Genomic DNA, 14,496 nt, shown 5'->3' on the forward strand with positions numbered 1-14,496 from the left:
CGTTGTGCGTGTGTCGTTACGCGGCTTCGACTTTACGCACCTTCTCTGGCAGCTTTACCGGCTGAGTCGCCAGCGCCTCGGGTTCAAAGTCATCCACGTTGATGCTACGCAGACGACTCGCTTCGGCTTTCACCAGAATTGCGGCTTCGTCTTTATCAATCAGCCCTTTAGCCAGCGCATTGTGCGCCAGTTCATCCAGGCGGGTAAACGGCAGGTTTTTACCCAGCTCTTTGCAGATCCGCTGGTGGATAGGGTCGGCTGCAATCACATCCAGCAAAGCCTCTTCCAGCAAACCTACCGGGTTATGCTCGCTCGGCGTCAGGTATTGACCGCGGCCAAGGCGAGAACGAGTGGCGCTCGGAACCTGCAGAATCTTCGCGACTTTATGATCCAGCTTGTCAGACGGTGCATGGTAGTGGCGACCGGTAGGGAAGATAACCACATTCAGCAAGCCCGCGACCAGTCGGTTCGGGAAGTTTTTCAGCAGGTCGTCCATCGCCTGTTCCGCTTTGTACAACGCATCCTGAACACCCCAGTGAACCAACGGCAGGTCTGCTTCATTACGGCCTTCATCGTCATAACGCTTCAGTACCGCAGAGGCCAGATACAGCTGACTTAATACATCGCCCAGACGCGCGGAGATACGTTCACGGCGCTTCAGGCTACCGCCCAGTACGGCCATGGAGACATCCGAAAGCAGTGCCAGGTTAGCGCTCAGACGGTTCAGATGCTGGTAGTAACGTTTGGTCGCATCGCCGGTTGGCGTGCTGCTGGTTAAGCCGCGCGTCAGGCCCAACCAGAAGCTGCGCACTTTGTTACTGCCGACGTGGCCGATGTGTTTGAACAGCAGCTTGTCGAACGCATTCACATCGTTACTCTGTGCCGCAGCCATCTCTTCCAGAACGTACGGATGGCAGCGAATTGCCCCCTGACCGAAGATCATCATGCTCCGGGTCAGAATGTTGGCACCTTCTACGGTAATGGCGATAGGCGCGCCCTGATAAGCACGGGCGAGGAAGTTGCTTTCGCCAAGCATAATGCCTTTACCGCCAGTAATATCCATTGCATCGATGATTGACTGCTGTCCACGGTGGGTACAGTGATACTTCACGATGGCCGACAGCACCGCCGGTTTTTCACCCAGCATAATACCGTAGGTAATCAGCGACGCCGCTGCATCCATCACGTACGCGTTACCCGCAATACGTGCCAACGGCTCTTCAATACCTTCCATCTTACCGATAGAGATTTTGAACTGGCGACGAATGTGCGCATACGCGCCGGTTGCCATTGCGACCGATTTCACGCCGCCCGTCGAGTTAGACGGCAGAGTAATACCGCGTCCCACGGACAGACATTCCACCAGCATGCGCCAGCCCTGACCGGCCATTTTTGGGCCACCGATGATGTAATCAATCGGCACAAAGACATCTTTACCCAGCGTCGGACCGTTCTGGAACGGCACGTTCAGCGGGAAGTGTCGACGCCCAATTTGTACGCCTGGCGTTGACGTTGGGATCAGCGCACAGGTAATGCCAAGATCTTCTTCACCACCCAGCAGTTTTTCCGGGTCGGAGAGTTTAAATGCCAGACCCAGTACGGTAGCGATAGGCGCCAGCGTGATATAACGCTTATTCCAGGTCAGGCGCATACCCAGCACCTGCTGGCCCTGCCAGTCGCCCATACAAACCACGCCGGTATCAGGGATCGCGCCTGCGTCGGAACCCGCTTCCGGGCTGGTCAGAGCAAAGCAGGGGATCTCCTGACCACGAGCCAGACGCGGCAGGTAATGATTCTTCTGCTCTTCGGTGCCGTAATGCTGCAGCAGTTCGCCAGGGCCTAAGGAGTTAGGTACGCCAACGGTGATCGCCAGGATCCCGGAAACGCCGGAGAGTTTCTGCAGAACGCGAGCCTGAGCATACGCGGAGAATTCCAGCCCGCCGTACTCTTTCTTAATGATCATCGCGAAGAAGCGGTGCTCTTTCAGATACGCCCACAGTTCCGGCGGCAGATCCGCGAGTTCATGGGTGATCTGGAAGTCGTTCGCCATGCGGCAGGCTTCTTCCACCGGGCCGTCAATAAACGCTTGTTCTTCAGCTGTCAGATGCGGCTGAGGATAGTTATGCAGTTTTTTCCAGTCTGGCTTGCCCTGGAACAGGTCGCCTTCCCACCAGGTTGTACCGGCATCAATCGCCTCTTTCTCAGTGCGCGACATCGGTGGCATGACTTTACGGAAACCGCGGAACACTGGCGCAGAGATCATGGATTTGCGCATTGGCGTAAAGTTAAACGGTACGAGGAGAATGGCCAGAGGAACCAGCAGCCAGATTGACCACAGGCCAACCACGCCAAGCGCAGCTGTCCAGGCGAGCAAAATTAAGCTGCTGAGGAATAAGCTCACGCGGTGATAAAACAGAACGCTGAGCAGAACAACCGTAGCGATAATACTCAAAATCATCATAACGAAAAGCTCCCTTGCTTGTAGGAGGTCTGACCACTTGTGATGATATGGTTGTAGTGGATGTAAATTCTTTTAGCAATGTGTTTACAAAATAATTACAACAAAGCTCACATTGTTGCTGTTTTAACCGGCACAAAAAATCAAAAGCCGCAGCCATTCCTGTGGCTTGTACTTCTCGCTGGTAGCGCTATCCGGTACACTGCATCTTGTCATTTACATTCATGCTGAAGGATATCCTCATGTACCAGGATCTTATTCGTAACGAACTGAGCGAAGCGGCGGAAACGCTGGCTAATTTTCTTAAAGATGACGCCAATATTCACGCCATTCAGCGCGCGGCGGTCCTGTTGGCAGACAGCTTTAAAGCTGGCGGTAAGGTACTTTCTTGCGGTAACGGCGGTTCCCATTGCGACGCGATGCACTTCGCCGAAGAGCTGACCGGACGTTATCGCGAAAACCGCCCAGGCTACCCGGCGATCGCTATCTCTGATGTCAGCCATATCTCCTGCGTCAGCAACGATTTCGGTTACGATTATGTCTTCTCCCGCTACGTTGAAGCCGTGGGTCGCGAAGGCGATGTCCTGTTAGGCATCTCTACTTCGGGTAACTCCGGTAACGTGATTAAAGCGATTGCCGCAGCGCGTGAGAAAGGGATGAAAGTCATCACTCTGACTGGTAAAGATGGCGGCAAAATGGCGGGCAGTGCGGATATCGAAATTCGCGTGCCGCACTTTGGCTATGCTGACCGCATTCAGGAAATTCATATCAAAGTGATCCATATCCTGATCCAGTTGATCGAAAAAGAGATGGTGAAGTAAGAAGGCTATTTTATTTGCCATTTTGAATCCGGGCAGTGCCCGAAATCCTCACGTACTACGTGTACGCTCCGGTTTCTGCGCGCTGTCCGAATCTAAACTGGCTGCAACAATTACGCCTTCCCGCTTAAAGGCGTTTGTGGAGGTGATGTATGTGCGAACTGCTCGGGATGAGCGCCAATGTGCCAACCGATATCTGCTTTAGCTTCACCGGGCTGGTTCAGCGCGGCGGAGGTACCGGGCCGCACAAAGACGGCTGGGGTATTACGTTTTATGAAGGTAAGGGCTGCCGTACGTTTAAAGATCCGCAACCCAGCTTTAATTCGCCTATCGCCAAACTGGTACAAGACTATCCCATCAAATCCTGTTCCGTGATTGCCCATATTCGTCAGGCGAATCGTGGCGAAGTGGCATTGGAAAACACCCATCCATTTACGCGTGAACTGTGGGGACGTAACTGGACGTACGCTCATAACGGACAGCTCAGCGGCTATAAATCGCTGGAAACCGGTAATTTCCGCCCGGTCGGGGAAACCGACAGCGAAAAAGCTTTCTGCTGGCTGCTCCACAAGCTGACTGAACGGTATCCGCGTACGCCTGGCAATATGACGGCAGTGTTTAAATATATCGCTATGCTGGCAGGAGAATTGCGTGAGAAGGGCGTCTTCAACATGCTGTTGTCTGACGGGCGTTATGTGATGGCTTTCTGCTCGACCAACCTGTTTTGGATCACCCGTCGTGCGCCGTTTGGCGTGGCGACACTGCTGGATCAGGATGTGGAAATCGATTTTAGCTCAGAGACCACACCCAATGATGTGGTCACCGTGATTGCCACTCAGCCGCTAACCGGCAATGAAACCTGGCAAAAGATTATGCCAGGCGAGTGGGCGTTATTTTGTCTCGGGGAGCGTATAGTTTGATGCCAGCTGCGGCTGAACCACTTCGTGACTCAACGGCTTGCTGATAACGTAACGGCCATCGACGACGGAAACGGTCGGTGGCTTACGCGTTTGTTCAAAGTAATCGTAGCCAGGCTTTAGCTGCGCCCAGAATTCTTTGTAATACGAGAACTTATGGCGCTGCATGTTGGCATCGGTCATGCGGAATGGATAAATGCTAACCTGCACGCTGGACTGCCCAAACACCAGTGCGCCGGTGACAAACTGGAAAATCTCATCAATGCCGTTGTCGGTCATTGCGTAGCAGCCGACGGAAACGCAGGCGCCGTGGATCATCAGGTATTTACCTTCATAACCGTGTGCGCGGTCGTAGGCGTTAGGGAAACCAATGTTAATCGCTTTATAAAAGCGGCTATCCGGTTTCAGCTGTCCGCGCTGTACGCTGTAAAACCCTTCCGGGCTTTTGAAATCGCCCTGACGCTGTTTCGGACCTAAGCCGCCGGAATAATTGCAGATCTTATAGCTGTCGAGCAATTGATACTGTTCGCCCATCTTGACGTACAGATCCAGCGTTCGCTCTTCTTTGAAGATCTGGATATAGACGGGGGAGCCCATTAATTGCTGCTTATATTCTTTGCTGACAGGCGTAGTCGGGCTGCTGCTGCTCAGCAAACCGGCAAATGAAACGCACGGCAATAAAAGCATCGCAAGAAAAAATGCGATTTTACGCATACTGCTTATTCCTTGATAAAACGATTACACACGCCAGGACGGCAAAAAGAGTTCCCAAATCGGATAAATCTGGATCTGGAGCGCTCACATTATCACCCAGAGAGTTTTTCGCAAGTCTCTCGTGCGGCGTTTACACTTTAGATTTTCTTTATACGGAAAATTGTGCTTAAAGGCAGTCAGACACTGACGTATTTTGCGGGTTAGCGCACGTCATTAAGTCTTCTGAGTGCAGAATTCCTAATATATTGAATTTAAAAAATTAATAATTTAATAATCGAATATTAAAATGGAATGCCCGGCAATAGCGGTAGACTGCGGCGAACGTGTTTGATTAGGTAGTGTTGTTTTCATGTCTTTTGCCTCTGCGCCCCGACGCTTTTTGCCGGGTCTGCTGTCTTTGTGTGTTGTGTTGTCCTCGCCGTCTGTCGCCAAAGTTCAGCCCCTCTTATCTGACGCCCATTTAAGCTATGCGGCGCAATTACGCATGCGTAACCGCGCCCGGCTGCTGAAGCAGTACCACGCGCAGGTAAAAAAGCAGGAAAGTTATGTGGTGGAAGGTAATGCGCAAAGTAAAAGCGCGCTGCGCCAGCAAAACAGGACGCTGATTAAACAGCACCCGGAGTGGTTCCCGGGGCCACTAAAAGCGAGCGATCAACGCTGGCAGGAGCTGGCTGAGAATGACCATTTTCTCAGTAGCGATCATCTGCACAACATAACCGAAGTGGCAATCCACCGTCTTGAACAGCAGTTAGGTAAACCCTATTTGTGGGGCGGGACCAGCCCGGAACAAGGCTTTGACTGTAGCGGGCTGATCTTTTATGCCTACAACAAAATTCTGGCAGCAAAATTGCCACGTACGGCGAATGAAATGTATCACTATCGGCGGGCGACCATCGTCGCTAATCGCGACCTTCGTCGTGGTGATTTATTGTTCTTTCATATTCACAGTCGGGATATTGCCGATCATATGGGCGTCTATTTGGGGCAGGGACAATTTATTGAATCGCCGCGTACGGGAGAAACGATTCGGGTGAGCAATTTATCCGATGACTTCTGGCAGGATCATTATCTCGGCGCCCGTCGTATTCTGACGGAAAATACCATTCTGTAATCAAAAAGGCGGTGCGAATGGCACCGCCTCGTCAGGGGTTAACTCAACGCCCCCATGATCTTTAATTCCAGCTCATCCGGAACTTCGTTATATGACAACACCTGTAAGCCTGGTGCAAACAGGCGCGCATAGCGCGCAAGCAGAGGACGTAGCTGCGGTGCGACCAGCAGTACCGGCTCTTTACCCGCGGCTTTCATCTGTTCTTTAATCTGCGGCATATTGGTCTGGAACTGATTCAGCATATTAGGATCGACCGGTACGCTATCGAGCACCACTTTTCCACTTTGCTGAGCCTGATTCACTACATTAGCCAGCAGATTCTCCAGCTCATTATTCAGCGTGTAGACCGCCAGCTCATCTTTGCGCACAAACGGATGGGTAATGCTGCGACGGAGCGCCAGACGCACATCTGCCGTTAACAGAATATGATCTTTAGTGACGGCGCTACTGGCGACCAGTACGGTGGCAATGGTAACGATATCGCGCAGCGGCACGCCTTCGACCAGCAGCGCCCGATAAACCTTCAAGAGCTGGCTGTAATTCAGCGCCGCGCTCAGATCTTCCGCCAGACGGGGGGCCATCGAAGAGAGGCGGTTATGCAGTTGGGTAATATCATCGTAGTTAAACAGGTCGGGAATAAAGTTGCGAATGACCTTATTCACATGCGTCGCAATGACGCTGGCACTATCAATGACCTGATACCCCATATTTAGCGCTTTGGCTTTTTGCGCCGGGACAATCCACGTCACCGGCATACCGTAGGCCGGATCGTGGCCTAAAACACCATCGATCTCGCCATACGTTTCACTGGAGGGCAGCGCCATCAGCTTATCTGAGGGAATATCGGCCTCATCAGCCTTGATCCCATTGATAAAAATGGCGTACTGGGTCGGTTTTAGACGGAAGTTTTCGCGGATGCGAATTTCCGGGAGCAGCACGCCGTTAGTGTCTGAGATAACCTGCCGTACACCGCGAATACGTTGGGTGAGCGGATTCCCTTTGGATTTGTCTACCAGCGACACCAGCTTGTACCCCAGGCTCAGGCTGATTGGCTCGATCAAAGGGATAGTTTCCCAACTGACCTGTTGCTCAGTAGTTTCAACGATGGTTTTAGTCAGCGTCTCAAGATTTTTCTCTTCAGTTTCAGCCACCTTCGGGCGCTTGCTCATACGCCAGGCGGTGAAACCCATCAGGGCGCTGAACACCAGGAACGGGAAATGCGGCATTCCCGGTACCACCGCCAGTACAAACATAATGCTGGTGGCGGTATAAAGTACGGAGGGGCTGGCCAGTAACTGGCTACGCACGTCTGTGGCGATATCACCGCTGTCGCTCACGCGAGTAACGATAATCGCCGCCGCGGTCGACAGCAGCAGAGACGGGATCTGGGCAACCAGACCGTCGCCGATGGTCATCAGTACGTATTGCTGGAATGCGGCTTCGGCGCTTAAATCGTATTTAAAAATACCGATACAGACGCCGCCTATCAGGTTGATGGCCAGGATCATCATCCCGGCGATGGCATCACCGCGCACGAACTTCGACGCACCGTCCATTGCGCCATAGAAATCCGCTTCGCCCGCCACATCTTTACGTCGCGCCTGCGCCTGTGCCTGATTAATCAGGCCTGCGTTCAGATCGGCATCGATCGCCATCTGCTTCCCGGGCATGGCGTCCAGCGTAAAGCGGGCCGAAACCTCGGAGATACGCTCGGCACCCTTGGTAACCACGATAAAGTTGATTGTGAACAGCGTCAGTAAAGCTGACCGCGAAAATATCGTGGCGGCGCTGCATGGTCAGTCAATCTTTAACGGTGGCGGTATGGCGCCGTTAAATAAGCTGGGCAAGCAGCCGATAGCGCCGGGAGCGCAGAAGAAAAACGTCACGCGCAACAAACTCGATAAAACCGTCAACCCGCAGGAGACGGCGAAAATTACGGAAGAGAACGCGAAAAAGGCGCTGGATGTGAATGAAAAAGCGGTGCTGCTGAAACAAAAATCAGCCCGCGAATTGGGCGAACTGGCGACCGACATTAACGTTATCGCCCGCAATGCGCATATGGAAACTAACCTCGAGATGGAGATTGTTCCTCAGGGGCTGCGCGTACTGATTAAAGATGACCAGAATCGCAATATGTTTGAGCGCGGTAGCGCCAGGATTATGCCGTTCTTTAAATCGCTGCTGGTTGAACTGACCCCCGTGTTTGACTCGCTGGATAACAAGATAATCATCACCGGGCATACAGATGCGATGAGCTATAAGAGTAACATTTACAACAACTGGAACCTCTCCGGCGACCGCGCTTTGTCGGCGCGACGCGTGCTGGAGGATGCCGGAATGCCGCAGAATAAAGTCATGCAGGTCAGCGCGATGGCGGACCAAATGCTGCTGGATGCGAAAAATCCGGAAAGTGCCGGGAACCGTCGCATTGAGATCATGGTGCTGACGCAAAGCGCTTCCGATACGTTGTATCAATATTTTGGCCAGCAGGGAGAGAAGGTTGTGCAACCGCTGGTGGATAAGCTGGACAAGCAAAAGCAGGTGACTTCTTTACGTCAACAATCTGCTCCCGTCACTCATTAATTCTGTTCCCGTCCCCCACGCAATGTGGGGGCAATTTATTCCTCAGGAAGGCAATGTGATAGATGTAACCCATATTATTCCATTGGAGATTCATACTGATAACGTCACCGATGTAGCCTGTCAGGGGGCGCATTTCGACAAGGTTTCAGGTATCTGGTACACCGAACCCCACGAGCTAAACGGGGCGCTTCGTGACTATGTCTACGACACCGACAATTTTAATATTGTCGCGCCGTACTATCTGGTGATTACCTCGAAGATGCACTGCTGGAGCTGCCACCAAATTACCCGCATCCATGGCGTGATGTTTACCCGCTTTATTAAGAAAAATCAGGATGGTCAAGGCTGGCAGTCGGTCAGGCGTAACAGCTTTTTGTTCCACATTAATTCTCTGCCTGAAGAGATAAAAAAGAACATCAAAGCCAGCAATTACTACCTCGATAAAAGTAAAACCACCGGGCTACGTTACTGGATGAATCACTGTGAAATTTGTGGTGAACGTTTAGGCGACTACGAACTTTTCTGCGTTGAAAATGATGCCTTCCGCCTGATGACAATCGAAAAACTGCTGCGGGCAAATGTTCGCAAAGTGAATAAACTGTTTGTCAGCACGGCGGGGAATCCCGCAGAACATACGAAAAAGGATATTGTGCGTTACCTGTGCGATGCCCGCTTCGTCATGAATGGTCCGGCGTAAGGAATAATCATACTTCTCACACTATAAAAATACTGTATACTTAAACAGTGTTGTGGGAGGCGAGTAATGCGCAAAATCATACATGTTGATATGGACTGCTTTTTCGCAGCGGTGGAAATGCGCGATAACCCCGCTCTGCGTGACATTCCCATTGCCATCGGCGGCAGCCGGGAGCGCCGGGGGGTTATCAGTACAGCCAATTACCCGGCGCGCAAATTTGGCGTGCGTAGCGCGATGCCAACGGGAATGGCGTTAAAGCTATGCCCGCATCTTACCTTATTACCCGGTCGCTACGAGGCCTACAAAGAAGCCTCCCGCCAGATTCAGGCGATTTTCTCCCGCTATACCTCGCTGATTGAACCCCTGTCGCTGGATGAAGCCTATCTGGATGTAACCGACAGCACCCACTGCCACGGTTCTGCCACGCTGATCGCCCAGGAGATCCGCCAGACGATTTTTAACGAGCTGCAGCTAACCGCTTCTGCCGGGATTGCGCCGGTTAAATTTCTGGCAAAAATAGCCTCCGATCTCAACAAGCCCAACGGGCAATATGTGATTACCCCTGCCGATGTTCCTGAATTTCTCAAAACGTTACCGCTCGACAAAATTCCCGGCGTCGGCAAAGTCTCCGCCGCGAAGCTGGAATCAATGGGATTGCGTACCTGCGAGGATGTTCAAAAATACGACCTGGCAATGCTGCTCAAACGTTTTGGTAAGTTTGGTCGCGTGCTGTGGGAGCGAAGCCAGGGCATTGACGAGCGGGACGTTAACAACGACAGACTGCGCAAATCCGTCGGCGTGGAGCGCACGCTGGCGGAAGATATTCATGAGTGGTCAGAGTGTGAGGCGATTATTGAGCGGCTTTATCCCGAACTGGAACGGCGTCTGGCCAAGGTAAAGCCGGATCTCCTTATCGCTCGCCAGGGGATAAAACTCAAGTTTAATGATTTTCAGCAGACCACGCAGGAGCACGTCTGGCCGCGCTTAAATAAAGATGACTTAATTGCGACGGCGCGTAAAACCTGGGAAGAACGTCGGGGAGGGCGAGGCGTGAGGCTGGTGGGATTACACGTCACGCTGCTTGATCCCCAACTGGAAAGACAGCTGCTGTTGGGGCTGTGACTCTGATGGATTGCCGGATAAGCGCAGCGCCATCCGGCATTTAGCGCAGAATCTTACTTCGCCGGAATCGACTTCAGCAGTTCAGTCAGCAGCGTCCAGTAGTGACCAACGCTTTCGATATGAACCTGCTCATCCGGGGAGTGCGGACCGGTGATGGTTGGCCCGATGGAAACCATGTCCATTTCCGGATACGGTTTCTTGAACAGGCCACATTCCAGACCGGCGTGAATGATCTGGATGTTTGGCGTTTTGTTGAACAGACGCTGGTAGGTTTCGCGAACCAGGTGCATAACCGGAGAGTTAGCATCCGGCTGCCAGCCAGGGTATCCGCCTTTGGCCTGGGTTTTCGCGCCAGCCAGTTTACCCAGTGAATCCAGCATGCTTACCACGTAGTCTTTACCGCTGTCGATCAGGGAACGGATCAGGCAGTGAATTTCAACGTTGTCGTCAGTCATGGTTACAACGCCGACGTTCAGGGAGGTTTCTACCACGCCTTTGGCTACGTCGGAGTTGCGGATAACACCGTTCGGGGTGGCGTTCAGCAGACGTACGAAGCTGTCGCGGGACTGAGTGGTCAGCGCGGCTTTGTCGTGAGTAACGGCATCCAGCAGCAGAGCCAGGTTCTTCTCTTTGGCTTCCAGTTCGTTTTTCAGGATTTCCTGGTAGGTGTTGACCAGCGCTTTTAACGCATCAACTTTATCTGCCGCCACGGCGAGGGTGGCAAAGGCTTCACGCGGAATCGCATTGCGCAGCGTACCGCCGTTGAAATCAACCAGACGCAGATCCAGCTCTTCAGCGTGACCCGCCAGGAAGCGTACCAGCAGCTTGTTAGCGTTACCGAGACCAACGTGGATTTCGCCACCGGAGTGACCGCCTTTCAGGCCTTTCAACGTCAGCTTAAAGCTCTGGAAGCCAGCCGGGATTGCTTCACGGGACAGCGGCAGGTTAGAGGTAAAGTCGATACCGCCTGCGCAACCCATATAGATCTCACCTTCTTCTTCAGAGTCGGTGTTGATCAGGATATCTGCCTGCAGCCAGTTAGCCTGCAGACCAAACGCGCCATCCATACCTGCTTCTTCGGTCATGGTCAGCAGCACTTCGAGCGGACCGTGTACCACGTTGTCATCAGCCAGAACGGCCAGTGCGGACGCCATACCGATGCCGTTATCCGCACCCAGCGTGGTGCCACGGGCTTTTACCCATTCGCCGTCAATATAAGGCTGGATAGGATCTTTAGTGAAGTCGTGCACGGTGTCGTTATTTTTCTGCGGGACCATATCCAGGTGCGCTTGCAGAACGACCGGCTTGCGGTTTTCCATTCCTGCGGTAGCGGGTTTGCGAATCAGGATATTACCGACCTGATCGCGCTCGACGTGGAAACCTTTCTCTTGGGCCCAGCTCAGAATGTGTTCAGCGAGCTGCTCTTCATGGTAGGACGGATGAGGAATAGAACAGATTTTGGCAAAAATATCCCACAGCGGTTGCGGGGATAACTGAGACAGTTCAGACACGTTGAGTCTCCTTGGCGATGTCCTACAAAACTTGCTTGCAGGCCACAGGGTTAGCAGAATTAAAAACATCACAAGTCAGGCTTGCGCGATGCGATTGAGAATACCACTTTCTCCGCTGACGGCTAGCATAAAGCATGCAAAAAGAGGCGCGGATTCCGCGAAACACTGGTTTTTAGTGCGTCAGATCTCTATAATCTCGCGCAACCTATTTCCCCCTCGAACACTTTTTAAGCCGTAGATAAACAGGCTGGGACACTTCACATGAGCGAAAAATACGTCGTCACCTGGGACATGTTGCAGATTCATGCACGTAAACTGGCAAGCCGCCTGATGCCTTCTGAACAATGGAAAGGCATTATTGCCGTTAGCCGTGGTGGTCTGGTGCCGGGCGCATTGCTGGCGCGTGAATTGGGTATTCGTCATGTCGATACCGTATGCATCTCCAGCTACGATCACGACAACCAGCGCGAACTGAAAGTGCTGAAGCGTGCCGAAGGCGACGGTGAAGGTTTCATCGTAATTGATGACCTGGTTGACACCGGTGGTACCGCCGTAGCGATCCGCGAAATGTACCCTAAAGCGCATTTCGTCACTATTTTCGCTAAGCCGGCAGGTCGCCCGCTGGTGAATGATTATGTTGTTGATATCCCTCAGGATACCTGGATTGAGCAGCCGTGGGATATGGGCGTAGTGTTCGTTCCGCCGATCTCGGGTCGCTAATCTAAAAAGTTTTCAACGCCCGCACTGTCGGGCGTTGTTCTTTTTGTGCTGTGTCAGGTTACACTATGCCTTAGTGAGTACTCATGGAGGCTGCAATCATGTCACAGGCTAACCTCAGCGAAGTCCTGTTTAAACCCCGCTTCAAACACCCTGAAACGTCAACGCTGGTTCGTCGTTTTAATCACGGCGCGCAGCCGTCCGTACAATCGACCCTGGATGGCAAAACCATCCCGCACTGGTACCGCATGGTGAACCGCCTGATGTGGATCTGGCGTGGCGTCGATCCGCGCGAAATCCTCGAAGTGCAGGCGCGTATCGTCATGAGCGAAGCCGAACGCACCGATAAAGAGCTTTACGACACGGTTATCGGCTATCGCGGCGGAAACTGGATTTACGAGTGGGCGAAGCAGGCGATGGACTGGCAACAGAAAGCCTCTATGGAAGAGGATCCGCAGGTGAGCGGACGCCACTGGCTGCATGCTTCCACGCTCTACAACATCGCTGCTTATCCGCACTTAAAAGGCGATGAGCTGGCAGAGCAGGCGCAGGCTCTGGCCAATCGCGCCTATGAAGAGGCCGCACAGCGTCTGCCGGGCACGCTGCGTGAGATGGAATTTGCCGTTACCGGCGGCGCGCCGATTACCGGCTTCCTGCATATGCCAAAAGGCGACGGTCCGTTCCCGACGGTGCTGATGTGCGGTGGCCTCGATTCCATGCAAACGGATTATTACACTCTGTATGAGCGCTACTTTGCCCCGCGCGGTATTGCCATGCTGACGCTGGATATGCCGTCGGTCGGGTTCTCGTCAAAATGGAAACTGACCCAGGACTCCAGCCTGCTGCACCAGCACGTATTAAAAGCGCTGCCGAATGTTCCGTGGGTGGATCACACCCGTGTGGCGGCCTTCGGCTTCCGCTTTGGCGCCAACGTGGCGGTACGCCTTGCGTATCTGGAATCATCACGTCTGAAGGCGGTGGCCTGTTTGGGTCCGGTGGTTCATGCGCTGCTTAGCGACCCGCAGCGTCAGGCAAGCGTCCCGGAAATGTACCTTGACGTTCTGGCCAGTCGTTTGGGAATGCACGACGCATCCGATGAAGCGTTGCGCGTTGAGCTTAATCGCTATTCATTAAAAGTGCAGGGCCTGCTGGGCCGACGCTGCCCGACGCCAATGCTGTCGGGGTTCTGGAAAAACGATCCGTTTAGCCCGGAAGAGGAGTCGCGTTTAATCACATCTTCATCTTCTGACGGTAAGCTGCTGGAGATTCCATTCAACCCGGTGTATCGCAATTTTGACAAAGGGCTGCAGGAAATAACCGGTTGGATCAATCAGAGATTGTGTTAAAAGTTTGCTAAATTTTATCGATTTGGTAAAACAGGTGCTTCACCTAAGGAGATCGTAATGACGTTACCGAGTGGGCATCCGAAAAGTAGATTGATCAAGAAATTCACCGCGCTTGGCCCGTACATCCGGGAAGGGCAGTGCGAAGATAATCGGTTTTTTTTCGATTGTCTGGCTGTTTGCGTCAATGTGAAACCCGCCCCAGAGAAACGCGAGTTTTGGGGCTGGTGGATGGAACTGGAGGCGCAGGAAAAACGCTTCACGTACAGCTACCAGTTTGGCTTGTTCGATAAAGACGGGAACTGGACTGCGGTGCCGGTGAAAGAGACTGAAGTGGTAGAGCGACTGGAATACACCTTACGTGAATTTCATGAAAAATTACGTGGGTTGTTAACGTCGCTGAATCTGGCGCTGGAGCCTGCTGACGATTTTAACGATGAACCGGTTAAATTAACGGCATAATGAACAGTAAAATGCCGGATGGCGGCGCAACCCCATCCGGCAT

General features: G+C 52.8%; 12 protein-coding genes and 1 pseudogene. 9 read left to right on the forward strand and 4 right to left on the reverse strand.

The features are described 5' to 3' along the window. Positions 1-16: 16 nt before the first annotated feature. Positions 17-2,461, reverse strand: a complete 2,445-nt coding sequence (fadE, locus tag OGV93_RS11470) for an acyl-CoA dehydrogenase FadE (protein ID WP_016151814.1) — start codon at positions 2,459-2,461, stop codon at positions 17-19. Between the two features lie 239 nt (positions 2,462-2,700). Here fadE and lpcA point away from each other — a divergent pair, with 239 nt between their 5' ends. Both lpcA and OGV93_RS11480 read left to right on the forward strand, forming a co-directional pair. Continuing rightward, on the forward strand, positions 2,701-3,279 hold the full coding sequence (lpcA, locus tag OGV93_RS11475; RefSeq protein ID WP_016151815.1) for a D-sedoheptulose 7-phosphate isomerase: 579 nt from the start codon (positions 2,701-2,703) through the stop codon (positions 3,277-3,279). A gap of 149 nt (positions 3,280-3,428) precedes the next feature. Then, positions 3,429-4,196, forward strand: a complete 768-nt coding sequence (locus OGV93_RS11480; RefSeq protein WP_016151816.1) for a class II glutamine amidotransferase — start codon at positions 3,429-3,431, stop codon at positions 4,194-4,196. On the opposite strand, the gene dpaA is transcribed toward OGV93_RS11480, so the two are convergent. Then, complete coding sequence (gene dpaA / locus OGV93_RS11485) at positions 4,167-4,907, reverse strand: peptidoglycan meso-diaminopimelic acid protein amidase (protein ID WP_016151817.1); 741 nt, start codon at positions 4,905-4,907, stop codon at positions 4,167-4,169. The genes OGV93_RS11480 and dpaA overlap by 30 nt on opposite strands. 349 nt (positions 4,908-5,256) lie before the next feature. Between dpaA and OGV93_RS11490 the strand changes: the two genes are divergently transcribed. After that, positions 5,257-6,018 carry a C40 family peptidase gene (locus tag OGV93_RS11490; protein WP_103928934.1) on the forward strand — a complete coding sequence of 254 codons (762 nt, stop codon included), beginning with the start codon at positions 5,257-5,259 and terminating at the stop codon, positions 6,016-6,018. 38 nt (positions 6,019-6,056) lie between these two features. On the opposite strand, the pseudogene OGV93_RS11495 reads toward OGV93_RS11490, so the two are convergent. Beyond that, positions 6,057-7,775: pseudogene (locus tag OGV93_RS11495) on the reverse strand (flagellar biosynthesis protein FlhA); the annotation flags it as partial. Here OGV93_RS11495 and lafU point away from each other — a divergent pair. The 3 genes from lafU to dinB all read left to right on the forward strand — a co-directional run bounded on the left by lafU (position 7,687) and on the right by dinB (position 10,420). Beyond that, complete coding sequence (gene lafU / locus OGV93_RS11500) at positions 7,687-8,601, forward strand: putative lateral flagellar export/assembly protein LafU (RefSeq protein ID WP_071600315.1); 915 nt, start codon at positions 7,687-7,689, stop codon at positions 8,599-8,601. The pseudogene OGV93_RS11495 and the gene lafU sit on opposite strands and share 89 nt — an antisense overlap. A gap of 55 nt (positions 8,602-8,656) precedes the next feature. Beyond that, entirely contained in the window at positions 8,657-9,298 is a 642-nt protein-coding gene (locus tag OGV93_RS11505) for a hypothetical protein (RefSeq protein ID WP_016151861.1), read from the forward strand. A gap of 66 nt (positions 9,299-9,364) precedes the next feature. Continuing rightward, positions 9,365-10,420 (forward strand): DNA polymerase IV, encoded by a 1,056-nt coding sequence (dinB, locus tag OGV93_RS11510; RefSeq protein ID WP_103928935.1) that lies wholly within the window; start codon positions 9,365-9,367, stop codon positions 10,418-10,420. 53 nt (positions 10,421-10,473) lie between these two features. Here the strand turns inward: dinB and pepD are convergent, their stop codons facing one another. Then, a complete protein-coding gene (gene pepD / locus OGV93_RS11515) occupies positions 10,474-11,931 on the reverse strand; it encodes a cytosol nonspecific dipeptidase (protein WP_016151863.1) in 1,458 nt (485 codons plus the stop codon). A gap of 261 nt (positions 11,932-12,192) precedes the next feature. On the opposite strand from pepD, the gene gpt reads away from it, so the two are divergent. From gpt to crl, 3 genes are all read left to right on the forward strand, one after another. Further along, positions 12,193-12,651: a xanthine phosphoribosyltransferase gene (gpt, locus tag OGV93_RS11520; RefSeq protein ID WP_003031380.1), complete on the forward strand. Its 459-nt coding sequence runs from the start codon at positions 12,193-12,195 to the stop codon at positions 12,649-12,651. Between the two features lie 98 nt (positions 12,652-12,749). Next, positions 12,750-13,994 carry an esterase FrsA gene (gene frsA / locus OGV93_RS11525; protein WP_016155767.1) on the forward strand — a complete coding sequence of 415 codons (1,245 nt, stop codon included), beginning with the start codon at positions 12,750-12,752 and terminating at the stop codon, positions 13,992-13,994. A 57-nt stretch (positions 13,995-14,051) separates the two neighbouring features. Continuing rightward, entirely contained in the window at positions 14,052-14,453 is a 402-nt protein-coding gene (crl, locus tag OGV93_RS11530; RefSeq protein ID WP_016151866.1) for a sigma factor-binding protein Crl, read from the forward strand. The last annotated feature ends 43 nt before the right edge of the window (positions 14,454-14,496 follow it).

It is taken from the genome of Citrobacter sp. Cb031 (assembly GCF_030336725.1).
Lineage (GTDB): Bacteria > Pseudomonadota > Gammaproteobacteria > Enterobacterales > Enterobacteriaceae > Citrobacter > Citrobacter braakii.